The following is a 24274-nucleotide window of genomic DNA, read 5'->3' as shown; positions in this document are numbered from 1 at the left end:
GTTCCGTTGGAGCGACGGGACTTGGTTCGGTCCGTTGACGTGTCCGAAACATATGGCTAGCCTCCGGGCCAACCTGGGAAAGCGCTTTCAGGGTGCCGTCGTCCCTACGCGACGGTTCATCCCCCCACAGGAGCCCCCATGAGTTCACAGCGAGTCCCTTGGCGTGGCAAGGCGGTCGTCGCCACCCTGGCAGCCGCGATGCTGGCAGGCCCCGGCATCGCGGAGGCCGCCCCGCAGACCGCCCCGGTGTCGGGGGAGCGGGCCCCGGCGGCCACCATCACCTGGACCCTCGTGCGCGCGGGCAATCCCACGACGGACCAGCAGAATGCCTACAACCTGATCACCGCCGCCATGAACGCCGCCGTGTCCCGGTACAACAATCTCAGCGACCTCGGGAAGAGCCTCACCGTCCGCTATGAGCCCGGAGTGCCCACCGCCGACGGCAGCCTCAACGGGACAATTCGCTTCGGCGGCAACCGCGGTTACATGAACGAGCGGACCGCCCTGCACGAGATCGCCCACACCATAGGGGTGGGCACCAGCTCGGGCTGGTCCTCCCTCGGTGGCAGCGGCACCTGGAGAGGCGCTCGGGCCACGGCGCTGGTGAGGCAGTTCGACGGTGCGAGCGCCAAACTCTCCACGGGCGGCGGCCACTTCTGGCCCTACGGTCTGAACTACGACAACGAGTTCTCCGGCACGGCGGCCGACCGCCATGTCCGGCTCGTCGCCGCCATGGTGAGCGACGGACTGTAACTCGGCACGTGAAACCGGGAGTTGGTGCCTGGTGGTGAAGACGTCACCAGGGCTGGAGGGTTCGGGCCGCAGCCCGGCGGGCCGGGAAAGGGGCCGGTGTCGGGCGGGCTGCGGGGCCGTTCTCCTGTGTCCCCACCGCCGGGTGCGGTAGGTGCCGGCCGCGCGGCACAGGGCGTAGACCGTGAACGAGACCGTCGTGACGTACGGGCTGATGGGGAGGGAACTGCCCAGGGCGAGGCGCCGGGACGGGGACGGGGGCATGGATCCTCCACGAGAGGGGGTCGGAAAGGGTGTGCCCGCCACAGCAGATGGAAATGAATGTCAGAAGCGTGTCTGAATCCGATCGATATGGAAACCATTACCAATACTTGACGCGTCGCTCGTGGTCGTGCGTCGCCTGGCCGGGCGCGGCACGCCCGTCCTGTCAGGCCTGCCCCGGGGTCCGGGCGGGCTCGGGGCGGTGGACGCCGCGTGGGTGGTAGCCGAGTGTGTCGGCGCGGCCCAGGAGGTCGGCGAGGTACCAGATGATGGCGAGCCACATCTCGGTGCCCTGGAGGCTCGGTTCCGCGCCCGGGCCGCCGGCGCCGGGGCCGAAGCCGAAACCCTTGCCGCCGTGCCAGCGGGGGAGGGCGGCGGCGAGCTGATGCTCGGCCCAGGCGCGGATCTCGGCGGAACGGTAGCCGCCGTCCTTGGCGTGGGCGCCGAGCTGCCGGACGCAGAGCCACAGCGGATGGGCGACGTCCAGCACGTTGCACGCGTTGTTCCGTCCCGGCCCGAAGTGGCGGGTGTCCCGGGCGTGGTCCAGGACGGCGTCCACGACCCGCTCGGGGTGCGGAACCGGCACCCCGAACTGGGCGAAGGTCCCGCGGGTCAGGCGGTAGTAGCCGTTGACCACCTGGAGGCGTCCGGCCTGAGGCGAGGGGCAGCCCCACATGCCCGTCCACGGGTCCGCCCGGGTCAGCAGCCAGCCGAACAGCGCCTCCAGAGCGCCGGGCGCCACACCGTCGTCCGCATGGTGGCGCAGGTTCCAGTGCGCCGCCGTCGCCCAGGCGTCGACCCATGCTCCGGCACCCCAGGCCCCCTCCCGCCAAGGCAGCCCCTCGAGACGCGCGACCAGCTGGGAGGCGGTCATCTCCCGTACGCCGCGCACCGGACGAGGGAAGCGGGCGCCCAGCAGATCGAGGGCGTAGCCGAGGGAGAGGACGTGGTACAGCGCGGGTCCTTCGCCCACGAAGCCGTCGGCGTCGGGCGTCGGCAGCGGGCCGCCGAGCTCGGGAGCCAGCCCCGTGTCCGGGTCCTGGGCGGCGGACAGCCGCTTGACGTGTTCCTCGGCGCTCAGCTGCTCGGGCGCTGAGCCCAGCAGCAGGTCGGCGATCTCCACGGCGTCGCAGTGCGCCCGTACCGTCGCCGTCGCCCCCGGGCGGTCGACGTACCGGTCGCCGTCCCAGCACCCGGCGAGGATGTCCGGGGCCTGGGCGCGAGCGGTGTCGGCGAACCTCGCGAGGGTGTCCGCGCCGCGGGCCGCGCCGGCGGGCTTCGTGTCCCGGCGGTCGCGCAGGGGGCGGGCCGGGTTCCCGGCGGCCACCGTCCAGGCCGGGAGATCCTTGGTCACCACCGCACCGGCGCCGATCACGCAGTGGTCGCCGACGGTGACACCGTCCACCACGACCACGTGCGAGCCGATCCACACGTCGTCGCCGATCGTGATCCCCAGGCTGGTGTGGGCCTGCTGGAAGACGGGACGGTCGGGTGCCATGGAGTGGTTGAAGCCGAGCAGCGAGGTGTGCGCGCCGATCCGCACGCCGCTCCCCAGGGTGACCGCGCCCCGGACCGTGACGAACGGGTTCAGCGTGCAGTCCGTCCCGGTGGTCAACTCCCCGGTGACATAGGCGTGCGCGGCGATGTAGGAGTCGTCGCCGAGCCGCAGCCGGTCCGGGAACACGGCGGCGGACTCGGCGACGTAGCACCTCTCGCCGATCTCGCTGTCCCCGCCTGCCCTCCGCTGCCGATCTCGCTGGGCGGCGCGTTGTTCCTCGGTCGCACCCTCGGCGAACAGCCAGGGGCAGTGGTCGAAGTGCCGTACCTCGTCCGAGTGCTGATGCTGCTCCACGGAGATAACGCTAATCGGCATGATCTTCGGGGACAAGATCGCAGCGACCTTCGGGCCGGAGCGGCGGCGGGGCTTTCGGGCAGGTGCCGTTTCACGGGCCCGGACGGAACTCCGCCGGAACGGTCACCGTCACAGGTCGAGGACCAGGCGCGGCCCGCACGAGCGGGAGACGCAGATGAGCATGGTGTCGCCGGCGGCCCGCTCGTCCTCGGTCAGCAGCGAGTCGCGGTGGTCGGGCCTGCCGTCGAGTACGTCGGTCTCGCAGGTGCCGCAGGTGCCTTCCCGGCAGGAGAAGTCGACCGGGATCCCGGCCGCCTCCACCGTTTCGAGCACCGAGCGGCCCGCCGGCACGGTCAGGGTGAGCCCGGAACGGGAGAGCTCCACCTCGAACGCCTCGCCCGGGGCGCCGGCCGAGGCCGTCGGGACCGGGGCGAACCGTTCCACGCCCAGTGTGCCCGGGGGCCAGCCCACGCACCGCTCCTGCACCGCCCGCAGCAGGGCCTCGGGGCCGCAGGCGTGCACCAGGGTGCCCTCTTCCGGCACGCCGAGGTGCGCGGTGAGGTCCAGCAGGCCGTACTCGTCCTGAGGACGGACGCGTACCCGGTCCCCGTACGGGGCGAGGCGGTCCAGGAACGCCATGGACGTCCGGGTGCGGCCGCCGTAGAGCAGGCGCCAGTCGGCGCCCGCGGCCTCGGCGGCCTCGACCATGGGAAGGATGGGCGTGATACCGACGCCGCCCGCGATGAACAGATGGCGGGCGGCGGGCCGCAGCGCGAAGTTGTTCCGAGGTCCGCGCACCCGCACGGCGGAGCCTTCGCGCAGCCGGTCGTGGACGTACGCCGAGCCGCCTCGGCCCTGCGGCTCACGCAGCACGGCGATCTGCCAGACCCCGCGGTCGGCCGGATCCCCACACAGGGAGTACTGACGGATCAGCCCGCCGTCGTAGCCGCTGCCCTTGCCGTCGTCGTCACTGTTCCCGGGGTTCAGGTGTACGTCGATGTGGGCGCCCGGCGTCCAGGCGGGCAATGCACCGCCGTCGGGGCGGCGCAGGGTGAGGGAGACGACGCCGTCCGCAGCGAGAACACGGGAGGCCACCGTGAGGGTTGTCGGGGCCGGGGGCAACTGGTCGTTCATGGTGCTTCAGCTCCGTGGTTCAGGCCTGTGTCGGTACGTGCAGCAACAGCGCGTCGCCCTGGCCGCCGCCCCCGCACAGGGCCGCCGCTCCGGTGCCGCCCCCGCGCCGTCGCAGCTCGGCCGCGAGAGTCAGCACCAGCCTGGCTCCGGTCATGCCGACCGGATGCCCGAGCGCGATGGCTCCGCCGTTGACGTTCACCTTGTCCAGGGGAAGGTCCAGCTCCCGCACGGAGGCCAGGGACACTCCGGCGAACGCCTCGTTGATCTCGAACAGGTCCAGATCGGCGGCCTTCAGCCGGCCGTCCCGGGACAGGGCGTCGCGCACCGCGCCGGCCGGCTGGACGAGCAGCGAGGGGTCGGGGCCCGCGACGGTGCCGTACGCGCCGATCTCGGCGAGCGGCGTCAGTCCTTCCCGCCGGGCGCGCTCCGCACTCATCACGACGACGGCGGCGGCGCCGTCGGAAAGCTGCGAGGAGTTGCCGGCGGTGATCGTGCCGGCGCCGGAGAAGGCCGGCTTCAGACGCCCCAGGCTCTCGGCGGTGCTCCCCGGCCGTACGCCCTCGTCGGCGGCGACCACCGTCTCACCCCGGCGCCCGACGACGGTGACAGGGGTGATCTCCTCGGCCGACGCACCCGACTCCTGGGCGCGGGCGGCCCGTTGGTGGGAGAGCGCGCTGTACTCGTCCTGTTCCTGCCGGGTCAGGTCGAACGGCTGCTGGTAGCGCTCGGTGGCCGCGCCCATGGAGACACCGTCGAAGGCGCAGACGAGGGCGTCCCGGTCGAGGGCGTCCTCCACGGTGGCCGAACCGTACTTCCAGCCCGAGCGCGATCCGCGCAGCAGGTGCGGGGCGCCCGACATGGACTCCATGCCGCCGGCGACGACCACCTCGTGCCGGCCGGAGGTGATCATGAGGTCGGCCAGAGCGATGGCGTGCAGACCGGACAGGCAGAGCTTGTTGACGGTGCTCGCGGGGACGGAGAACGGAATGCCGGCCCGGATCGCGGCCTGCCGGGCCGAGTTGGGGCCGGCCCCGGCCTGCACGACATGCCCCATGACGACGGCCTGCACGGCAGCCGGGTCCAGGCCTGCGGCGGCCAGTGCCGCGCCGATGGCATGGGCACCGAGGTCGACGGCGGACAGGGTGCTCAAGGCGCCCGTCAGCTTGCCGATGGGCGTCCTGGTACCGGCGACGATGACGGATCCGGGCATGACCGTGACCTCCTGGGGGTGTGGCGACTGGCGACTGGACTACGACGGGACGGTTGAGTGCCGGCGACGGTCGGATGACCGGGACTCGCAGGCGACCGGGACGGTCAGGCGACCGCGTCGACGGCCCGTTCGGCGATCATGTGGGCCGTCTCGTTGACCGAGTGCGGAACGATCCGGCCGCCGGGCATGCGCCGCACCCGGCTGACGGAGGTGTAGTCGGGGTGGAACCAGAACATCGTGGGCAGGCCGAGCACCGTCGCCAGGTAGGTGTTGGTAATACCGCCGTGGCACACGACCGCCACCCGCCCGCCCGGATGGGCGTCGAAGACGGTGTCCATGGCCCGCCTGGCACGCGACCGGAAGGCATCCCGGTCGAGATCAGGCACGAAGTCCTCGTAGCGTCCCTCGGCGAGCGCCGCCGCCCGGGGATCGCCCGTGCCGATCTGTTCCGGCGGGGTGTAGGGCTGCGACACGTCCGTGTCCCATTCGCGCAGGTCGTCGAGGACCGTCGCGGTCATGCCGGTCAGTCGCTCCAGGGGCGCCACCGTCTCGCGGGCACGTCGGTACGGGCTGGAGTAGAGGGCGTCGATGTCCTCGTGCACGAGCCAGGCGGCGAGGCGTACGGCCTGGGCGGTGCCTGTCGGCGACAGCCCCGGGTCGAACACGCCCGCCAAGGGGAGGCCGTGCCGGATGAGGAGGAGTTCGGTCATGGACGGTCCTTCGTGCACGGGAGAGCGGGAGGGGGAGGGAGGGAAGTACGGAAGTACGGAAGGAGCGAGGGGGCCTCAGCCGGCGATGGTCCGTTCCGAGCTCCAGTAGGGGCGGCGCATCGCGCGCTTGTCGAGCTTGCCCATCGCGTTGCGCAGGAGTTCGGGAACGACCTCGTACGACTTGGGGCACTTGTATGCGGCGAGGTGCTCACGGCAGAACCGGTCCAGCTCGTCGGCCGGCGGCTCGTCGCCCGTCACCACGACGAGAGCCCGCAGCGCCTCGCCGAAGTCCGGGTCGGGCACCCCGATCACCGCGAGCTCGACGACCGCCGGGTGCTGCCGCAGGATCGCCTCGCTCTCGGCGGGGTACAGATTGACGCCGCCGGAGACCACGACGTCCGCGGCCCGGTCGGTGATGAAGATGTAGCCGTCCGCGTCGACGTAACCGATGTCGCCGAGCGTGAAGACGCCGGGGGAGAGATAGGCGGCCTTGGTCTTGTCCGGGTCAGCGTGGTAGCGGACGCCCTGGTCGTCGGGCGCCCGGAACGCCAGCAACCCCCGTTCCCCTGAGGGCAGTCGGGTGCCGTCGTCGTCGGTGACCAGGACCTCGAACGGTGGCCGGACCCGCCCGACGGAACCCGGGTGCGCGAGCCATTCGTCGCTGCTGATGCGGGCCACGGTGCCCGCTTCGCTGGCGCCGTACGACTCCGTCAGCACCGGACCGAACCAGTCGATCATGGCTCGCTTCACGTCCGGGGGACACGCGGAGCCGGTGTGGGACACCTGGCGCAGGCTGGAGACGTCGTAGCGGGCGCGGACCTCGTCCGGGAGGGCGAGCAGCCGTTGGAAGTGGGTGGGCACCATGACCGTCGAGGAGACCTGCCAGCTCTGTACGCGGCTGAGGAACGTCTCCGCGTCGTACCGGCCGAGCACGACCACCGGCTGACCGGCCGCCAGATGGCGCAGTGAGGTCAGGGGCGCGTTGTGTTGCAGGGGGCCGCACACCAGGTGCGGTCCCGGCGGGAATCCGGGCCGGGCGGACATCGCGGCGAGGTAGGCACCGCTGTCGGCGACCGGGCCGCTCACCCAGCGCACCTCGGTGCCGCGCGCCCGCCCGGTGGTTCCCGAGGTGTAGACGAGCGGAGGTCGGGCGGGCCGGCCCGTCGGGAGGGTGCGTCCGACGGGCGTGGAGGCCAGCCACAGGTCCCAGTCGAAGGCGTGTCCGGTCTCCGGGGTCCCGTGCGTCACGATCGGCAGCCCCAGTTCCCGGGCCGCGTCGAGGGCCGCGCCCGCGCCGACCGGCCCGGTGATGATCCCGGTCACTCCCGCGTCGATGATCTGGTCGACGAGCTCGCCCGAGGTGAGGTTCCGGGACGCGGCCACGGTCCCCACGCCGGCGCGCAGGCCCGCCAGATGGGCCACCAGCGTAGGAATCGCGTTGTCGCCGAGGACGGCGACCCGGTCGTCCGGGCCGGGCGCGAACTCCAGCAGCCGGACCGCGGCCCGCGCCACCCGGTCGGCGAGGCCGGACCAGGACAGCACACCCAGGTCGTCCGCCAGGGCGGGTTCGTCGGGTGTCTCCTGGGCGCGACGGTCGAGTGGCAGCAGCGACATGGCTCCTCCGGCGGCTCCTCGGGCCTCTCCCGATTCGAGGGAGAGGAGATGCGGAGACTGTAGCGTTTATCAAGAAAGTACGGAACACTCTGGTTCCATACGGAGGTATTCCCGCATGTTCAGGCGGGATGGGCGGCTCGCTCACCTCCCTGTTACTGAATCTGCCGTCTGGTAAGTGACCGAGGAGGAGCCGTGTCCCAGCCCGATCCGGACGCATGGCGCACACAGGTCAGACAGTGGCTGGCCACCGTGCTCGAACCGGCGCGAGGACCGCAGGCCGCAGTGGAGGCCGACCTCGCCGTGTTCCACAACCTCCCCGAGGACGAGGAACGCCTGCTGCTGGAGCGCTGCCGTGCCTACCACCGGGCCCGCTTCGACGCGGGCTACCAGGCGCTGACCCTCCCCGTGGAGAAGGGCGGCGCGGGCCTGACGGCCGCTCATACGGCCGTCTTCGCCCAGGAGGAGTCCGCCTTCGAGGTGCCGCCGTCCACCGAGCTGATCAGCGTCACCGTGCGCCTGGTCGCGATGGCCGTCTCCCTGTTCGGGACGGACCGGCAACTCCACGAGCACGCCCGCGCGTTCCTGCGCACGGATCTGCTCGCCTGCCAGCTGTTCAGCGAGCCCGGTGCCGGATCCGACCTCGCGGCCCTGCGCACTCGCGCGAGGCAGGAGGGGGAGGAGTGGGTGATAGACGGTCAGAAGGTGTGGACCTCGGGCGCCCAGTTCGCCGACTACGGCCTGCTGCTCGCCCGCAGCGACCCGGACGTCGTCAAGCAGGCCGGAATCACCGCCTTCCTGGTCCCGATGGACGCCCCCGGAGTCGAGATCCGCCCCATCCGGCAGATGAGCGGCGGCGCCTCCTTCAACGAGGTCTTCCTCAGCGGCGTACGCGTCCCGGACCGGCTTCGGATCGGGCGCCCCGGCCAGGGCTGGGAGGTCGCCACCACCACCCTCGCCTTCGAACGCACGGCCTCCGGAAGCGGAAACCGCCGCAAGGGCGGCACCTTCACGGACGTACTGGCACTCGCCCGCTCCCTCGGCCGGACGTCGGACCCGTTGGTCCGCCAGCGTCTCGCCGACCTGTACGTACGGGCCGCCCTGCGCGCGGCCACCGTCGACCGCGTCGCCAGGACGAGCGCCGCCGGCGGCCGACCGGGCCCCGAGGCGTCGCTGACCAAGCTCATGGCGTCGGACCTGCTCACCCGCACGGGACAGACCGCCACCGAGCTGATGGGGGCGCGGATCAGCGCCGACACCGGCGAACCGGGCACTTTCGCGTGGACGCGGCATCTGCTGGGCGCCCCCGGTTACCGGCTGGCCGGAGGCACCGACCAGATCCAGCGCAACCTGATCGGCGAGCGGGTGCTGAAGCTGCCGCCGGAACCCCGGGTGGACCGGGCGCCCTTCTCGCAGCTACCCGGCAACTAGAAGACTCATCTCACAAAGGAGTGACATCGATGGATCTGGGACTCGCAGGCGCGAAGGCGCTGGTGACCGGCGCGAGCCGGGGCATCGGCCGGGCGATCGCCGCGACACTGGCGGCCGAGGGCTGCGCACTGGCCCTCTGCGCCCGGGGCGAGGAAGGACTCGCCAAGGCGGCGGCCGAACTGCGCGGCGAGGGGGCCACGGTCTTCGCGGAGGCGGTCGACGTCACCGACCCGGCCGCACTCGCGGGCTTCGTGGAACGGGCGGCCGGTGAACTGGGCGGCCTCGACCTACTGGTGTCCAACGTGTCGGCCGGCAACGTGAAGGGCCCCGACTCGTGGGAGGCCAGCCTGCGCGGCGACCTGATCCCGTTCGCCGGACTCGTGGAGGCGGCCCTCCCCCACCTGGAGGCCTCCGACCGGGCCGCCGTCGTCGCCATCGGCACCATCAACGCCTCCGACACCGCGCGCCCGGCCGGTGCGAACTCGTACTCCGCGCTCAAGGCGGCCGTCGTCCAGCACGCCTCGGCCCTCGCGCACTCCCTCGCGCCCAAGGGCATCCGCGTCAACACCGTCTCGCCCGGCCCGATCGACTTCCCGGGCGGCGCCTGGGAGACCATCCGCACCAGCCGCCCCGAGGTGTACGAGGAGGTGCTCGCCAAGCTGCCGATCGGCCGCTACGGCACCGCCGAGGACGTGGCGGCGGCGGTGGCGTTCCTGCTCGGGCGGACCGGCTCCTTCTGTGTCGGGGTCAACCTCGTGGTGGACGGCGGGCTGCTGACCCGCGTCCAGTACTGAGCCGTGGCGGGCCCGGCCGGCCGCCTGGACGCCGTGCTCGTCTGCGGCGGGCGCTGGCACGACTTCGACCACGCGCGGCTACGGCTGCTGAAGCTGCTCGGCGAGCATCGGCGGGTGCGTACCACGGTGTACCAGGACTACGACTGCGTCGCCGCCCTCGACAGAGCCGACCTGCTGATCACCTACACCTGTGACGTCCGGCCCCGCCCGGCGCAGCGGGCCGCGCTGGCCCGGTTCGTCGAGCGGGGCGGGCGCTGGCTCGCCCTGCACGGCACCAACTCGGTGATCGAGGTGACCGAGCCGCCGACGGGTGAGGGGCCGCGGGTGTTCTCGACTCCACGGCTCCTCGGAGAACTGGCCCAGGTGCTCGGCAGCCAGTTCCTGGCCCACCCGCCGATCGAGCCGTACGAGGTAAGGGTGACCCGGCCGGACCATCCGATGGTCGCCGGGATCGAACCGTTCACCGTCACCGACGAGCTGTACGTGTGCGAGCTGCACGGTGAGCTGGAGGTGCTGCTGCACGCCGAGTACACGGGGCCGTGCAGGGGTTTCGCCGAGGGCGACACCGTGGCTCTCGACGACGGACCCCGGCCGGTGCTGTATCTGAAGCGGCACGGTCTCGGGGAGGTCTGCTACTTCACCCTGGGGCACTGCCGGGGCCGCTACGACATGCAGGACCTCGGCGTGGCCGACACCGGGAGCGTGGACGAGGGGCCGTGGCGGACGCCGGAGTTCCTGACGGTGCTGCGCCGGTGCGTGGAGTGGGCGGTGGATTCCGCCCCCGCCGCCCTCCCTGGGGGCTGCGCCGCCAGCCCCCCGCCACGGCCCTGAACGGGCCTTGTCCTCAAACGCCGGACGGGCTGGTATGTCAGCCTGTCCGGCGTTTGAGGACGAGCGCGTTCAGCGCGGCAAAGGGGGTTCGAGGGCAGCGCCCCCAGGGAGGGGACGGGTAAGGGCGGCGGGGGCGGGAGACGCTCAGCCCTGCGGCAGCACCACCGCGCGGCCCTTGATGTCCCCCGCGTGCAGCCGCTCGTAGGGTCAGCCCGTCACCGCCGGACCGGAGTGGCAGATCCCGGCCGCCGTCACCTTCAACAGCACCTCACCGGGGCCGGGTTCGAGCACCCGTACCTCCACGACCTCGGGGGCGTGCCCCACCCGGTGGTACTGAACGGCCTTCATCCTCAACTCGCCTTGCTGGTGCTGGTGCTGGTGCTGGTGCTGTTGGTGTCCGGCTGGGGCCCCGGCCGGCGGCGCAGTACGGCGGGCAGGGCGATCCGGCCACCCGTGAGGACCAGCGCCACGATGAGGACCGAGCCGGTGAACAGGCTCGTGGCCCACTGCGCGCTGGTGGCGAGACCGAGCCCCGTGATGCCCGTGCCGAGCAGGAGGACCGCGAGGACCGTGCCCCAGGCGTTGAAGCGGCCGGCCCGCAGCTGGGTCGCCCCGACGAACGCGGCGGCGTAGGCCGACAGCAGATACGGGGTGCCCGCGGTCGGCGATCCGGAGCCGACCGAGGAGGCGAAGACGACGCCCGCGAAACCGGAGAGCAGCGCGGAGGCCAGCAGGGTCAGGAAGCGCAGCCGGTCGGTGCGCACCCCTTGCAGCCGGGCCGCGTCGGCGTTGAAACCCGTCGCGTACAGCCGGCGCCCGGTGGCGGTGTGTTCGAGCAGGAACCAGATGGCGAGGGCGGCGAGCAGCAGGTACAGCACCGGCAGGGTGATACCGCCCGCGTCGAGCTGGGCGATGCTCGCGAACGGCTCGGCGAGCAGCTGCACACCGGTGATCGAGCTGTCGTTGGTGACCATGGTGATCAAGGACTGGATCAGCGCGCCGGTGGCCAGGGTGGCGATGAACGAGTCGACGCGCAGCACCACCACGACGATGCCGTTGACGACTCCGATCAGCAGCGCGGCGGCCATCGCCAGGGTGACGGCGGTGGCGGGGCCCAGTCCGGAGGCGACCAGGAAATGCGCGGTCAGCACGCTGGTGAGGGACATGGTGTACGCGACCGACAGGTCGAAGACGCGGGCGGCCAGCGGCGGTACGACGCTCAGTGCCACCAGCCCCGCGACGGCGTTGCCGTTCAGCACCTGCTTGACCGTGATGGTGGTCGGGAACGTGTCCGGCGCCCACACGGAGAAGAGCACGACGATGACCAGCCACACGTACACGGCGCCGATGTTGCGGAACGACAGGGCGGTTATGGCCCGGCGGACCGCTGTTCCCGGCAGGGACACCGCGGAACTCTCCTGTGCGGACGGCGGGAGTTCCGCCGCCCGGGTCGGGGTGAACGTCATGTCAGCCGGTTCCTTCCAGGGCTCATGTCACTCGGTTCCTTCCATGGCGTGCACGAGGGCGGACTCGGTGATGTCCCGGCCGCTGATCTCCCGTGCGATCCTGCCGTCCCGCAGCACCAGGACTCGGGTGCACAGTGCGAGCAGGTCCTGTGTGTCGGAGGAGGACACGATGACGCCCATGCCCTCGTCCGCCTGACGCTCTATCAGGTCGTACAGCTGCAGGCGGGTGGCGATGTCCACGCCGGCCGTGGGTTCGCACAGCGTCAGTACGGGTGGGCGCTGGGCGAGACAGCGGGCCATGACGACCTTCTGCTGGTTGCCGCCGCTGAGCGTGGTGATCCTGGCCCCGCGCCCTGCCGTACGCACGCCGACCCGCCGGATCCAGTCCTCCGCGAGGGCGGCCTCGCCGCGGCGGCGCAGCCGCCCGAAGCGGGCGCGCAGCCGGCCCAGGAGCGGCAGGGTGAGGTTCTCGCCGACCGAGAAGTCGCCGATCACTCCCTCGCCCGCCCGGTCCGCCGGGACCAGGGGAAGGCCCAGGCCGTGGGCGTCCCGCGCCTGCGTCCAGCGCTCCGACCGTTCCGGCAGCCGCAGCCTGCCGCTGACCCGCCCCGGATGGGCGCCGCACACCGCGTACGGCACGATCTCGTGGCCGGAGCCCGCCAGGCCGGTGATCCCCAGGCGTTCGCCCTTGGCCAGGTCGAAGCCGACGCCCCGCAGCTGCCCGGCCCACAGGTCGCGTACCTCCAGCACGGGATCGGCAGGGCCGGCGGGGTCGAAAGGAGGCGCCGGACGGTGGTCGGTCTCCATCTCCTCGCCCGCCATCAGCTCCGCCAGCGAACGCGGAGTGAGTTCGGCGACGGGGCGGGTGGCGATCCGGCGTCCGCCGCGGATCACGGTGACCCGGTCGGCGAGCGCGAAGATCTCGTCCATCCGGTGCGACACGTACAGCACTCCGGCGCCGGCGTCGCGGACCTCCCGCACGATGTCGAAGAGGCGGGCCACCTCGCCGGGCGGGAGGACGGCGGTGGGCTCGTCGAGCACCAGGACCCCGCGGCGGCCCTCCCAGCCCTGCAGGGCGGCGGCGATGGCCACCACCGTGCGCTGGACGGGGGTCGCCGTCGACAGGGGTCGGCGTACGTCGATGCCGAGGCCGAACCGTTCGACGAGGGCGCTCGTCCGCTTCTCCATCTCCGCCCAGCGGATGTTGCCCAGGGCGGTGCGGGCGAAGCCGTGGCTGAGGGCCAGGTTGTCGATGGCGCTCAACTCGCCCACCAGCCCCAGCTCCTGGTGGACGAAGCGCAGCCGGTCATGGCGGGAGGCGGTGACCTGGCCGAGGTCGAAGGGCTCGCCGTCGAGTTCGGCCACCGCGCCGGGTTCCGCGTGGTGGTACCCGGCGAGAATCTTGATGAGGGTGGACTTGCCGGAGCCGTTGGGCCCGATCAGGGCGTGGATCTCGCCGGGTGACACCTCGAGGTCGACATCGTCGAGGGCCAGGGTGCCGCCGAATCTCTTCGACAGGGCGGCCACCCGCAGTACTGGCCCGGCCGGCACCGACGTGCCGGTCAACTCAGCCCCCACAGCGCCTTGAACTGCGCCTGGTACCCCTCGACGATCGGGAAGTCGCCGTCGGCCGAGGGCAGGTTGTCCTTGGTGACGAGCATGTTGGGCAGTACGGCCTGCTGGTCCACGTCCATGGACCCGCCGGTGAACTGACGGGCCAGCGCGTCGGCCTGGAGCCAGGCCGCCTCGTGGGAGTTCAGCGCCATCGCGCCGTCGGTGAGACCACTTTGGATGTACTGATAGTTCTGCGCGTCACCGACGTTGACGACGATGTGCTTGCCGCTGAGGCCGGCGGTCTTCAGCGCGGCGGGCACGCCCACGTTGAGCAGGCCGAGGGAGAACACGACATGGGTCACCTTCGGGTGCGACCGGAGGTACGACACCACGCGGTCCGGCATGTCCTTGCCCACCGAGGTGATCGGCACGTCGACGTTGTCCAGCGCACAACTGTCGCACCACTCCTTGTACTTGGCGGCGAACGCGTCCTTGACGGGCTTCAGGATCGTGTAGGCCGGCAGATCGAAGTAGACGGTGTCCGCCTTGGCGTCGCTGTTGGACACCACCCATGAGGCGAGCATCTCGCCCTGGACGGCCACGTCCTTCGGCCCGTTCTTCAGCAGGGAGATGCCGTCGCCCACCACGTCGTCGGCGTTCGACTGGAGGACGGGGATGCCGGCCGCCTTCAGCTGCGCGAGCTGCTTGGCGTAGACGGCACGGGGGAAGCCGGAGGCGATGACGGCGTCCGGCTTGTCGCGCAGAACCTGCTCGTAGGCGGCCTGGACGGACTCCGGGGTGCCCTGGGTGGCGATCTGCTTCACCTGCCAGCCGAGTTGCCCGGCGGCCTCGGTGAAGAAGTCGGCGAGATCCTTGCAGGACTGGACGCCGCAGAGGATGAAGTCGATCTTCTTGCCCTTGGGGATCGGCTTGCCGACGGGCTGGGTCACGGAGATCGTGGCCGGGCGCTCGGAGTACTTCGCCAGGGCCGCGCGGGCCGCCGACAGGCCGGGGGAGCCGGGCGCCGCCGCCTGCGTCGAGTCGGCGGCGGGAGTGGTGCCGTTGCCGCACGCCGCCAGGGTGAGCAGGGCGGTGACGGGGACGGTCGCGGTGAGGGCGCGGCGGACCGCGCGACGGGGTCTGGAACTCATCGTTGAGTACTCCCGAGTGTGTCGCCTGAGCTGCCGGCACCCGCGTCGTTTCGCGTTGATTCCGCGTCCGCGGCGCTCGGCTCGGTCGGGCGGACCGATTCTGTGGTGCACCGGGGCGGGAACGCCGCGGTGCCGGGCCGGGACGGGTGAAGATCGACCCAGGCCTAGAAACTTATGAGGCACTACAGCCTCAAGTGGGTCGGAGTGTGGCATGCCCCGGCGGGCTTGGGGAGAGGTTCGCCGCAAGAAATTCCTCGATTGTATTGGAATCACGAGGTGAACTCGGAAGGTGCGGTGCTGTATCGCCGACGCGAGTGTTGCTCCAGGCCGTCACTGGTAACTACACTCACTCTAAAGTTTCTGCCGGAGGAGAAATGATGGACGAAACGTCGGAGCCAGCCACTGCGCGGTGCCCCGGGCCCAGCGTCCAGGACTACCTCGACCGGGACAGCCGCCCCGTTCCCCCCGCCCTGCGGTACGAGCGGAACGACCACCTCGGCAGCGAGGACATCGACCACGCCCGCTTCACCTCCCGGGAGTGGGCCGAGCGCGAGATGCGGCAGGTCTGGCGACGCGTCTGGCAGTTCGCCTGCCTGGAGAGCGAGATCCCCGAGGTCGGCGACCACGAGGTCTACGAGATCGGCGACGACTCCCTGATCGTCGTCCGTACAGCCCCCGACGAGATCCGCGCCTACGTCAACGTCTGCCTGCACCGGGGCCGCAAACTGCGCACGAGCGGCGGCAACGTCGGAGAGTTCCGCTGCTCGTTCCACGGCTTCGCCTGGAACCTCGACGGCACGATGCGGACCCCGCCCTGCGCCTGGGACTTCCCGCACGTCACCCCGGAGAAGTTCGCCCTCCCCGAGGCCAGGGTGGCCAGCTGGCGCGGCTTCGTCTTCATCAACATGGACCCGTACGCCGAGTCCTTCGACAGCTACCGCGGCACCTTCGACGACTACTACATCTGGCCGCTGGAGAACCGCTACAAGTCCCTGCACATCGGCAAGGTGCTGCCCTGCAACTGGAAGGTCGCGCAGGACGCGTTCATCGAGTCCTTCCATGTGATCGCCACCCACCCGCAGATGCTGCCGTGGCTCGCCGACGCCAACTCGCAGTACGACGTCATGGCGGACCAGCCGAACTGGAACCGGATGATCAACATCCAGGGTGCCCCCAGCCCGCACGTGGCGGACTCCGTCACGGAGGAGGACGTCCTGGAGACCTTCTACGACTCCCGCGCGTTCTACGCCGCCGCCCAGGGCCGTGACCTGGTGATCCAGGAGGGCGACGAAATGCCGGCGATCCCACCCGGCGGCACCGCCCGTCAGGTCCTCGCCGAGCGGATGCGCGCGCAACTGGCGGCCACCTCGACGCAGGACTTCTCCAAGACCCCGGACACCGAACTGCTGGATGCCATCAACTACCTGCTGTTTCCCAACTTCAACCCCTGGGGCGGCGCCAAGTCCAACATCATCTACCGGTTCCGGCCCCACGGCCTCGACCCCGACTCCTGCACCGCTGAGATCATCTTCATGTCCTCCCCGAAGCAGCCCGGCGAGTTCCCGCCCCCGGCGAAGATCCGCTGGGTGCCCGAGGACATGCTCTTCGCCGACATCCCCGAACTGGGCGTCCTCGGGCCCGTCTTCGACCAGGACTGCGAGAACCTGCCATACGTCCAGCAGGGCCTGAAGGCGATGCGCAAACCCGGCATCACGCTGGCCAACTACCAGGAGAGCCGCATCCGCCACTTCAACCGGACGCTCGACCAGTGGATGGAGAAGTGACCCACCGGGTGGCGGTCAGACCCTCCGGCGTCGAGCTCGAAGTCCTCGACGGCGAGGACCTGTTCACCGCCGCCCAGCGGCTCGGCTACCGCTGGCCCACCCTCTGCGGCGGCAAGGGCACCTGCCGTACCTGCTTCGTCCAGGTGGAGGAGGGCGCCGAGAACTGTTCCCCGGTGGGCCCGCTGGAACGCGAGGGCATCGAGTCCCTGCGCAGGCCCGTCGACGGCCTGACCCGGCTCGCCTGCCGGCTCCGGGTCGACGGCCCGGTGACCGTGACCAAGCGCGGCGTGCGCCGCCGAGTGCAGGAGTGAGACCCCCATGTCCAAGCAAGTGACCCACCCACTGACCGGGCATGTGTACCGGCTCACCGAGGACGGACTGGTCGAGGTGACCGATCCCAGGACCGGGGCGCGGGGCGTCTTCGACTTCCAGGCCCGGTGGCAGTCGGGCGACCTGCGCCACGCCGACCTCCAGATGGCCGGCTGGGTCGGCCGCCTCGCCCAGCGGCGTACGCCCCCACAGCCGGAGCAGTGAACCCCGTGACGCCGCCTCGTACGACCCCGGTGGTCTGTCTGGTGCGCCGGCCCGACGGCGAGCCGCTCCCCGGTGACTTCGCCGTCGAAAAACGCCCGCTGCCGCCCCTGGAAGAGGGGCAACTCCTCGTGCGCAACCTGTACATGAGCGTCGACCCGTCCATGCGCGGGCGCCTGGAGAGCACCGAGAAGCACTACACGCACAACTTCACCCCGGGCTCGCCGCTGGACGGCCGCGCTCTCGGCGTCGTGGAGGAGAGCCGCTGCGAGGCGGTGCCGCCGGGCACGTACGTACGTCATCAACTCGGCTGGCGGGAGCGGGCCGTGGTGGACGCCGCCGACACCGACGGCGCGGGCCGCATCGACCCCGAACTCGCCCCACTGCCCACGTGGCTGGGCCTGCTCGGCCAGACCGGGTTCACCGCGTACGTGGGCCTGACCCGGATCGCGCAACTGCGCCCCGGCGACACCGTCCTCGTGTCGGCGGCGGCCGGCGCCGTCGGCACCGCCGCCGGCCAGTTCGCGCGACGGCTCGGCGCGGGCCGCGTCGTCGGGACCGCCGGAGGGCCGGACAAGTGCGCCCTGCTGGTGAAGGAGTTCGGCTACGACGACGCCGCCGACTACCGCGCCGAGCCGGTGCGCGAGGCGCTGGCCCGGCTGGCACCCGACGGCGTCGACGTGTATTTCGACAACGTCGGCGGTGAGCAACTGGGCGCCGCCCTGCACGCGTTGCGCACCGGCGGCCGGGTCGCCCTGTGCGGCATGATGTCGCAGTTCGGCGGCGACGGACGGTCCGCAGACATCAACCAGTTGATCCAGGCGGTCCTCAAGCGGCTGACGCTGCGCGGGTTCATCGTCCGCGACCACGACGACCTGCGGCCGGAGTTCGAGCAGCGGGTCGCGGGCTGGCTCGCCGAGGGCCGGATCACCGCACGCGAAACGGTCGTGGAAGGCCTGGACAACGCCGCGGGGGCACTGCTGTCCCTGCTCGGCGGGGGCAACGTCGGCAAGATGCTGGTGCGGTTGGGTGACTGACATCTGACACGGAAACGGCGCCGACCCTCCTTGAGAGGGGCGGCGCCGTTTCCGTGTCAGATGTCAGCGCATGGGCCGGGACCCGGCGACCGTGTGGACCTCCAAGGAGACGCCCACCCGGGTCAGTCCGGCCGACGCGGCCCTGAACTCCTTGATGTGCGGGGTGCCGAAGTGCTCGTCGAGGGCCTGTTGCGAGACCCACCGCTCGTACACCCGGATGCGCCGCTCGTCGCCGGGGTCCGCCGTCATGGCGTAGTCGAGACAACCCGGCTCCTCCTCGCGGGTCCGGTGACCCACTTCGACGAGATGCCCCAGCATCGTGTCGCGGTCGCCGGGCTCGTAGTCCATCCAGCCGGCGACGATGATTTCCTCAGCCATGCCCGTCACGCGATTCCTTTCGCGGTCGTGACCGCGGGCCCGCCGCTGATGGGGAGTCAGCGACGGGCCCACGGCGGTCCTCAACTGCCGAGCGACGCCGGGACGCTGTCCACGGTGACCGTTCCCCGCTCGCCGTCGACCGTGATCACCATGCCGTCCCGCAGCCGTCGCGTCCCGCTCTCGACGGAGATCACGGCCGGGATGCCCAGCTCACGACAGACCACCACGGCGTGGCTGTTGAGCGCGCCCACGTCCACGACGGCCGCACCGGCGACCAGGAACAGCGGGGTCCAGGCCGCGTCCGTGATCGGGGCGACCAGCACCTCCCCGGGCTCCAGCGCCTCGCACGAGGCCGGGTCGGTGACCACCCGCACCCTGCCGGTGTACGTGCCCTGGCTGCCGCCCACACCCCCGAGCACATCACCCTCGACGGCCGCCGGGGTCCGCTCCTCGGCGCGGCGCGACCAGGTGTCGATCTCGGTCCCCGCGTCGTCGGCGACGAAGAACGGCGGCTCCAGCTCGTGCAGGCCCGCGTACTCCTCCAGCCGCCGCGCGATGACGGGGCCGAAGGACTCCGGGGCGGCGACATAGTCGTCCAGTTCGGTCTCCAGCAGCATCATCACGTCCTCGGGCCGGGCGAACAGCCCTGCCTCGACGCCCCGGCGACCGAGTTCCCGTACGGCCATCCGGATCTCGTTGACGACGGTGACGCAGTTCGCCTTGGTGCGCTCGCGGGCCGGGATCCACACCTGGGAGGCATGCATGCCGGCGTCGAACATGGGCCGCGTCTCCTCGGGCAGCGCGGCCCGGATCTCCCGGGCCGTCCGTTCACGCCCCTCGGTCAGCCGCGTTCGGCGGGCGGCCGGGGAGTCGTCGTCGGGGCTGCGCCGGATCCGGTCGACGAGGGCCAGCGCCTGGACGGGCGCCGCCTCCCAGGACAGCGCGTGGATGTCCCACTCGTTGGGACCGCGGTCGCCGGACTCTGCCAGGAACTCCTCGAAGGAGTCCCGGAACGCCTTCACGTCCCCGGTCGCGGCGTCGAGCGCCTGCTCCACCGCGGCCGTACCCCGGTCGAACAGGGCGGTCAGCTCCGCCGAGGCCGCCACCTGGCGGGACAGCGTCCACAGCCCGGTCGAGGGGGAGGCGGAGTCGACGTCGCCGAGACCGCCGATCAGGTCGAGCATGGCGCCGGGGCGGTCCACACTCGTACAGAGCGGGCCGAGGATCGCCGGTCCGACGGACGCGGGCAGCGACGACTCGACGTGCCGCTGGAAGGTGGTCTCCACCTCGTCCAGCAACGACCGTGCGTGTGCCACCAGTTCGGTGTCGGACAGCCCCGTCAGGTCGGGGCGGGAGTGGCGCAGGGCGCGCAGCCGTTCCCGGTCGGCGTCGGCCTCCGGGAAACCGGCCTGGCCGAGCATCCGCCCCAGCGTCGCGCCCGCCTTTGCGGTGAGCTCCTGGTCCTGGTCGTCCGGGTGCGCCGCGTGCACGGGCGTGTCGGAGCGCTGACCGACGAAGGCCGCGTCGATCTGGTCCGACGTCTGGCCCATCCGGATACCGAACAGCCGCATGTGGGACAGATTCAGGTAGAAGTAGCCGCCGAACATGCCGACGAACGGCGGTCGGGGCCCGGCCACCTCCTCGTCGCGGTAGATCCCGAATCCGACGAAGCCGCGCCGCCAGCCCCGCAGGCCCCGCCCCCAGACCAGAGTCCAGCCCAGCGGGCTGGCGGGCTCCGGCAGGGTTTCGCCCGCGTTGGCCCGGGTGTAGTGCGGCAGCCGCTCACTGCGCTGCCAGTCCGTGATCCAGCTCTTCATACCCGACATCTCCCGCCGTCCGTACCGGTGCCCGCCCCTGACCGTCCCCGGCCTACCACTGCGCCGTACCGCCGTCGACGCTGATCAGCGTGCCGGTGATACCCGCCCCGGCGTCGCTCGCGAGCAGCGAGGCGACCGCCGCGACCTGCTCCACGGTGGTGATCGTCTTGGTGGCGGCGTGCTCGGCGAACCGGCCCAGCCACTCCTCGTACGAGATGCCCTCGGCCGCCGCCGCCGCGGGACCCGCGGCCCGCATGAGGTCGGTGTCGACGGCGCCGGGGCAGATGGCGTTGCAGGTGATTCCCTGGGTGCCGTACTCGAAGGCGGTCGCCTTCGTCAGGCCGTGGATGGCGTGCTTGTTGGTGATGTAGTGGCTGATCGCGGGCTTGTTGGCCTGCTTGCCCTCCACCGACGAGATGTTGATGATGCGGCCCCAGCCGCCCGCCAGCATCTTCGGCAGCGCCCGGCGGGTGCCGTAGAAGTAGCCGTTGATGTTCAGGTTGAGGGCGTCGTGCCACGCCTCGTCGCTGAGCTGGTGGATGGGGGCGAAGCCGGAGCTGCCGCCCACGTTGTTCACCCAGATGTCGAGCCTGCCGAAGCGCTCGGCGGCGAAGTCGGCGAGGCCCTCGATGTCCGCCTGGCTGTTGGCGTCGCAGGGGTGGAAGACGGCCCGGTCCCCGGCGCCCATCTCCTCCAGGGCCTGCTTGCCCTTGACTTCGGAACGGCCGCTGACGACGACCGTGGCCCCGTCGGCGAGGAATGCCTCGGCGATGGCGCGGCCGATGCTGCGCGTACTGCCCGTGATCACCGCGACACGTCCGTCGAGGCTGCCCTTAGCCACCATGGTGTTCTCCCGCGAGTCTTGTTGGTTGTTCACCGTGCGGCTCTGGGGGCTGCTGTGGCGGCTGCGTCCAGGTGCTGGTGAATGGTGCGGTGGAGGTGCTGGAGTCCGGGCTCGTTGCGTCCGAAGACGAAGTCGGTCCCGGCCAGGGCCTTCAGACCCTGCTGGACTCCGTAGGTGGTCGCGTAGTCCTCGTCGCGGACCACCTCGTGGAACCACTCGCCGAACCGGTCGGCGACCTGGCGTTCCTCGTCGGTGACCGCCGGTTCCCGCAGCAGGATGATCTGCTGGGTCACCGACTCGGTCGCCGTCCGGGGGAGTACCAGGGACACGGCGATCTTCTGGCGCCAGCCGCCGGCGATGGCGAGGCCCGGGAAGAGCCAGTAGATGGGGCCGACACACTCCCCGGGGTCGCGCTGGTCCGGCGGCAGCTCGACCGCCTGCGCGATCGGGCGCAGGGCCGGTGCGATGCGCTGATGAGGGCCCCAGGTGTCGTGGGCCATCATGTTGGAGAGGTTCGTCTCGAACACCGTCTTCGGGTGCAGCGAGGCGAAGTGGTACGTCTCCAGATATCCGTCGAGGGTGACCTTCCAGTTGGGACTGGTCAGCGAGCTGGTGGAGTAGTGGTGGCAGTCGGCCAGCCGCATGCCCTCCAGCAGTGGCAGCAGATCGCCCAGCCAGCCGTCCAGGTCGGGCTCGGCCGCCGGGTCCAGGGAGACGAAGACGATGCCCGCCCGCTCCCCGGCGGGAAGTCCGACGAGACTGCGGCCTTCGCGCGGAACCTCACCGAAGGTCTTCTCGGCATACACGCCCCGCAGCTCGCCGGCCAGGTCGTACGACCAGGAGTGGTACGGGCAGGTGAGCCGCTTGGACACCCCGCAGCCGGGTTCGAGGAGCTTGGCCCCCCGGTGCCGGCAGGCGTTGATCATCGCGTGCACGGTGCCCTGTCGGTCACGGGTGATCAGCACGGGGATGCCGAGCACGTCGATCGCCTTGTAGGTGTTCGGCCCCGGCAGCTCGCAGGACATGGCGAGCGGCAGCGGGACGCTCCGGTGGACGGCGTCCGTCTCGCGCTGCCAGCGGTCGGCGTCGAGGTAGTTGGCCACGGGTTCCGTCCACTGGCCGTCCGCCTGGTGCGTGGTGTTGTCGCGGTAGTGCGCCGTCACCCGCTCGACGAGTTCCGCCGCCTCCCGCCGCATCGTTCGCGATGCCGCGTCAGTGGATCGGTCCTGGCTGATCCACGACGAGTATTCGGGGGTCGAGGGGGCGGACGGGGCGGAGGGCGCCGAGACCGGCGACCTGCGCTCGGCGCCTGGTTCCCGAATCTCCGGCGAACTGGTCTGGACCACGATGTCCTCACAATCCTCCCAGCCGCGAGCCGGTGACCGGTTCTGAACGCGACAGCTGGGTTGTGTCCGAAACGACAACAGGACTTAGTGTGCTCTGTCAATAGAAAGTGTCGAAGTCGCCGCTCGGTGTCACGTGGGGGTGGGTGTGATGGTCGTGACGCGGCCGTTCGAGGTGGGTGTGGTGGTGCGGGATCTGGCGCTGATGGAGCGCTTCTGCCGTGACGTCATCGGCTGCCGTGTCGAGCGCCGCTCGTGCGTGCCCGAGTCGATCGGCGGGCCTGCCGTGCTCGGCGGCGAGCTCGCGGTCGTCTGGCTGCGGGTGCCTTCCGGGGGGTGTGTCAGTTGATCCTTCCCCGGTCGGGTGCGGTGTCGGCATGCGGGACGCCCTTGCCGGCCGGGCGTATGGGGCTGTCGTATCTCCCCTTCCATCTGGACGACTTGGGCCCGGTGGTGGAGGCGCTGTCGGCCGCGGGTGCCCGGCCCCTGTCGGACCCTGTCGTCGTCCTCGCGCGCGGTCGGCGGATCGGCTTCTGGTCGGATCCGGAGGGCGGCGTCGTGGAGCTGGTGGACGCGCGCGGCGGCGACCCGGGTCCGGGGCATAGTAATTAGAGACGCTGTTCAGTAAGGTGCCCCGTGCTGGTTACTGTAGACCGGCACAAGTAAGTCCGATTGCTTGGCAACCTCCCTCGGACGAAGGGGCGGACGATGGCTCAACGAGCGTCGACGGCGTCGAAGAAAACCCCGCAGGTCACCGCACATGTCGCCCCACAGGTGACCCAGCAGGTCACCCAGCAGGTCAGCCCACAGATCGGCCCGCGGGTCCTCAAGGACCTGCACGAGCGCATGGTGCGCATCCGGCTGTTCGAGACCGAGGCGGGCAAACTCATGGAGGCGGGCAAACTGCCCGGCTTCCTGCATCTCTATGTCGGCCAGGAAGCCGTGGCCGCCGGAGTGATGACGGCCCTGCGCGACGACGACCAGATCACCTCCACGCACCGCGGCCACGGGCACGCCGTGGCCAAGGGAGTCGGCTTCCGTGAGATGTACTCCGAGCTGTACGGCCGGGTCACCGGCGCCTGCCTCGGGCGCGGCGGCAGCATGCACATCAACGACCTCACCCGCGGCATGCTCGGCGCCAACGGCATCGTCGGGGCCGGCGTCCCGATCGCGGTGGGCGCGGCCTTCGCCGCCCGCTACAAGGGTGAGGACAGCGTCGCCGTGACCTTCTTCGGTGACGGCGCCACCAACATCGGCGCCTGGCACGAGGGCGCCAACATGGCCGCGATCCTCGGCCTGCCCGTGGTCTTCGTCTGCGAGAACAACGGCTACGCCGAGTTCACCCCGCAGTCCGCGCACATGCTGATCACCGACGTGGCCGACCGGGCCGCCGCCTACGGCATGCCCAGCGTCATCGTCGACGGCATGGACGCGGTCGCCGTCCACCGCGCCGCCACCGAAGCCGTCGAACGGGCCCGGCGCGGCGAGGGGCCGATGATGATCGAGGCCAAGACCTACCGCTTCTTCGACCACCAGGGCGTCAAGGGCCTGCGGCATCCCTACCGTTCGGACGAGGAGGTCGCCGAGTGGAAGACCCGCGACCCCATCGACCTGATCGAGGCCCGGGCGGTCGCCGATGGCACCGCGACCCGTGCGGAGCTGGACGACGTATGGCAGCGCACGCGCGACGAGATCGCCGAGGCCATCGCGTACGCGGAGGCGAGCCCGCTGCCCGACCCCGCCGACCTGCTGCTCAACGTCTATTCGGGATGACCGCCATGACTG

23 protein-coding genes and 2 pseudogenes are annotated in these 24274 nt (G+C 71.2%); 11 read left to right on the top strand and 14 right to left on the bottom strand.

Annotation, left to right across the window (positions count from 1 at the left end; translation table 11 throughout):
• The first annotated feature begins 138 nt into the window (after positions 1 to 138).
• Complete coding sequence (locus ADL01_RS25510) at positions 139 to 753, top strand: hypothetical protein (RefSeq protein WP_053744350.1); 615 nt, start codon at positions 139 to 141, stop codon at positions 751 to 753.
• Positions 754 to 855: 102 nt separating this feature from the next.
• Here the strand turns inward: ADL01_RS25510 and ADL01_RS46600 are convergent.
• The 6 genes and pseudogenes from ADL01_RS46600 to ADL01_RS25485 form a co-directional block, all read right to left on the bottom strand.
• Positions 856 to 990: pseudogene (locus tag ADL01_RS46600) on the bottom strand (metal ABC transporter permease); the annotation flags it as partial.
• A 187-nt stretch (positions 991 to 1177) separates the two neighbouring features.
• Complete coding sequence (locus ADL01_RS25505; protein ID WP_053744433.1) at positions 1178 to 2884, bottom strand: acyltransferase; 1707 nt, start codon at positions 2882 to 2884, stop codon at positions 1178 to 1180.
• 108 nt (positions 2885 to 2992) lie between these two features.
• A complete protein-coding gene (locus ADL01_RS25500) occupies positions 2993 to 3997 on the bottom strand; it encodes a PDR/VanB family oxidoreductase (RefSeq protein ID WP_053744349.1) in 1005 nt (334 codons plus the stop codon).
• A gap of 19 nt (positions 3998 to 4016) precedes the next feature.
• The gene (locus ADL01_RS25495) at positions 4017 to 5207 is read right to left on the bottom strand and encodes an acetyl-CoA C-acyltransferase (RefSeq protein WP_053744348.1); all 1191 of its coding nucleotides are present in this window, start codon (positions 5205 to 5207) and stop codon (positions 4017 to 4019) included.
• Between the two features lie 104 nt (positions 5208 to 5311).
• Positions 5312 to 5917 carry a histidine phosphatase family protein gene (locus tag ADL01_RS25490; protein WP_053744347.1) on the bottom strand — a complete coding sequence of 202 codons (606 nt, stop codon included), beginning with the start codon at positions 5915 to 5917 and terminating at the stop codon, positions 5312 to 5314.
• A gap of 75 nt (positions 5918 to 5992) precedes the next feature.
• Complete coding sequence (locus ADL01_RS25485; protein ID WP_053744346.1) at positions 5993 to 7531, bottom strand: AMP-binding protein; 1539 nt, start codon at positions 7529 to 7531, stop codon at positions 5993 to 5995.
• A gap of 192 nt (positions 7532 to 7723) precedes the next feature.
• On the opposite strand from ADL01_RS25485, the gene ADL01_RS25480 reads away from it, so the two are divergent.
• Genes ADL01_RS25480 through ADL01_RS25470 form a run of 3 tightly spaced genes read left to right on the top strand, consistent with a single transcriptional unit; the run spans position 7724 to position 10584 of the window.
• Positions 7724 to 8959: an acyl-CoA dehydrogenase family protein gene (locus ADL01_RS25480; protein WP_053744345.1), complete on the top strand. Its 1236-nt coding sequence runs from the start codon at positions 7724 to 7726 to the stop codon at positions 8957 to 8959.
• A 29-nt stretch (positions 8960 to 8988) separates the two neighbouring features.
• A complete protein-coding gene (locus ADL01_RS25475; RefSeq protein WP_053744344.1) occupies positions 8989 to 9753 on the top strand; it encodes an SDR family NAD(P)-dependent oxidoreductase in 765 nt (254 codons plus the stop codon).
• Positions 9754 to 9756: 3 nt separating this feature from the next.
• Positions 9757 to 10584, top strand: a complete 828-nt coding sequence (locus tag ADL01_RS25470) for a ThuA domain-containing protein (RefSeq protein WP_053744343.1) — start codon at positions 9757 to 9759, stop codon at positions 10582 to 10584.
• Between the two features lie 216 nt (positions 10585 to 10800).
• Here the strand turns inward: ADL01_RS25470 and ADL01_RS43980 are convergent.
• The 4 genes and pseudogenes from ADL01_RS43980 to ADL01_RS25455 all read right to left on the bottom strand — a co-directional run.
• Positions 10801 to 10932 (bottom strand): annotated as a pseudogene (locus ADL01_RS43980) (NAD(P)-dependent alcohol dehydrogenase); the annotation flags it as partial.
• Between the two features lie 2 nt (positions 10933 to 10934).
• A complete protein-coding gene (locus ADL01_RS25465; protein WP_053744342.1) occupies positions 10935 to 12050 on the bottom strand; it encodes an ABC transporter permease in 1116 nt (371 codons plus the stop codon).
• Positions 12051 to 12077: 27 nt separating this feature from the next.
• Positions 12078 to 13616: a sugar ABC transporter ATP-binding protein gene (locus ADL01_RS25460; protein ID WP_053744341.1), complete on the bottom strand. Its 1539-nt coding sequence runs from the start codon at positions 13614 to 13616 to the stop codon at positions 12078 to 12080.
• A complete protein-coding gene (locus ADL01_RS25455; protein ID WP_053744340.1) occupies positions 13613 to 14755 on the bottom strand; it encodes a substrate-binding domain-containing protein in 1143 nt (380 codons plus the stop codon). The genes ADL01_RS25460 and ADL01_RS25455 overlap by 4 nt, the downstream gene beginning before the upstream one ends.
• A 374-nt stretch (positions 14756 to 15129) precedes the next feature.
• On the opposite strand from ADL01_RS25455, the gene ADL01_RS25450 reads away from it, so the two are divergent.
• The 4 genes from ADL01_RS25450 to ADL01_RS25435 are packed head-to-tail and all read left to right on the top strand — an operon-like array spanning position 15130 to position 18107.
• Complete coding sequence (locus ADL01_RS25450; RefSeq protein WP_053744339.1) at positions 15130 to 16539, top strand: aromatic ring-hydroxylating oxygenase subunit alpha; 1410 nt, start codon at positions 15130 to 15132, stop codon at positions 16537 to 16539.
• Positions 16524 to 16850, top strand: a complete 327-nt coding sequence (locus ADL01_RS25445; protein WP_234354789.1) for a 2Fe-2S iron-sulfur cluster-binding protein — start codon at positions 16524 to 16526, stop codon at positions 16848 to 16850. Before ADL01_RS25450 ends, ADL01_RS25445 begins: the two co-directional genes overlap by 16 nt.
• A 7-nt stretch (positions 16851 to 16857) precedes the next feature.
• A complete protein-coding gene (locus ADL01_RS25440; protein ID WP_053744337.1) occupies positions 16858 to 17073 on the top strand; it encodes a hypothetical protein in 216 nt (71 codons plus the stop codon).
• Positions 17070 to 18107 (top strand): NADP-dependent oxidoreductase, encoded by a 1038-nt coding sequence (locus ADL01_RS25435; RefSeq protein WP_107090992.1) that lies wholly within the window; start codon positions 17070 to 17072, stop codon positions 18105 to 18107. The genes ADL01_RS25440 and ADL01_RS25435 overlap by 4 nt, the downstream gene beginning before the upstream one ends.
• A gap of 63 nt (positions 18108 to 18170) precedes the next feature.
• On the opposite strand, the gene ADL01_RS25430 is transcribed toward ADL01_RS25435, so the two are convergent.
• From ADL01_RS25430 to ADL01_RS25415, 4 genes are all read right to left on the bottom strand, one after another.
• Entirely contained in the window at positions 18171 to 18485 is a 315-nt protein-coding gene (locus tag ADL01_RS25430; RefSeq protein WP_053744431.1) for a putative quinol monooxygenase, read from the bottom strand.
• An 80-nt stretch (positions 18486 to 18565) separates the two neighbouring features.
• Complete coding sequence (locus ADL01_RS25425; protein WP_053744336.1) at positions 18566 to 20302, bottom strand: PEP-utilizing enzyme; 1737 nt, start codon at positions 20300 to 20302, stop codon at positions 18566 to 18568.
• 52 nt (positions 20303 to 20354) lie between these two features.
• Positions 20355 to 21146 (bottom strand): SDR family NAD(P)-dependent oxidoreductase, encoded by a 792-nt coding sequence (locus ADL01_RS25420; protein ID WP_053744335.1) that lies wholly within the window; start codon positions 21144 to 21146, stop codon positions 20355 to 20357.
• 29 nt (positions 21147 to 21175) lie between these two features.
• Positions 21176 to 22492, bottom strand: a complete 1317-nt coding sequence (locus ADL01_RS25415) for an aromatic ring-hydroxylating oxygenase subunit alpha (RefSeq protein WP_053744334.1) — start codon at positions 22490 to 22492, stop codon at positions 21176 to 21178.
• Between the two features lie 154 nt (positions 22493 to 22646).
• Here ADL01_RS25415 and ADL01_RS46595 point away from each other — a divergent pair, with 154 nt between their 5' ends.
• The 3 genes from ADL01_RS46595 to ADL01_RS25405 all read left to right on the top strand — a co-directional run bounded on the left by ADL01_RS46595 (position 22647) and on the right by ADL01_RS25405 (position 24262).
• On the top strand, positions 22647 to 22838 hold the full coding sequence (locus tag ADL01_RS46595) for a hypothetical protein (RefSeq protein ID WP_234354788.1): 192 nt from the start codon (positions 22647 to 22649) through the stop codon (positions 22836 to 22838).
• Positions 22839 to 22894: 56 nt separating this feature from the next.
• Positions 22895 to 23101: a hypothetical protein gene (locus ADL01_RS46590; RefSeq protein ID WP_234354787.1), complete on the top strand. Its 207-nt coding sequence runs from the start codon at positions 22895 to 22897 to the stop codon at positions 23099 to 23101.
• Between the two features lie 96 nt (positions 23102 to 23197).
• Positions 23198 to 24262 carry a thiamine pyrophosphate-dependent dehydrogenase E1 component subunit alpha gene (locus tag ADL01_RS25405; RefSeq protein ID WP_234354786.1) on the top strand — a complete coding sequence of 355 codons (1065 nt, stop codon included), beginning with the start codon at positions 23198 to 23200 and terminating at the stop codon, positions 24260 to 24262.
• The last annotated feature ends 12 nt before the right edge of the window (positions 24263 to 24274 follow it).

Origin of the sequence: Streptomyces sp. NRRL WC-3618 (assembly GCF_001280005.1) — a bacterium.
Classification (GTDB): Bacteria; Actinomycetota; Actinomycetes; order Streptomycetales; family Streptomycetaceae; genus Streptomyces.
This window is presented reverse-complemented; position numbering and strand designations above follow the sequence as displayed.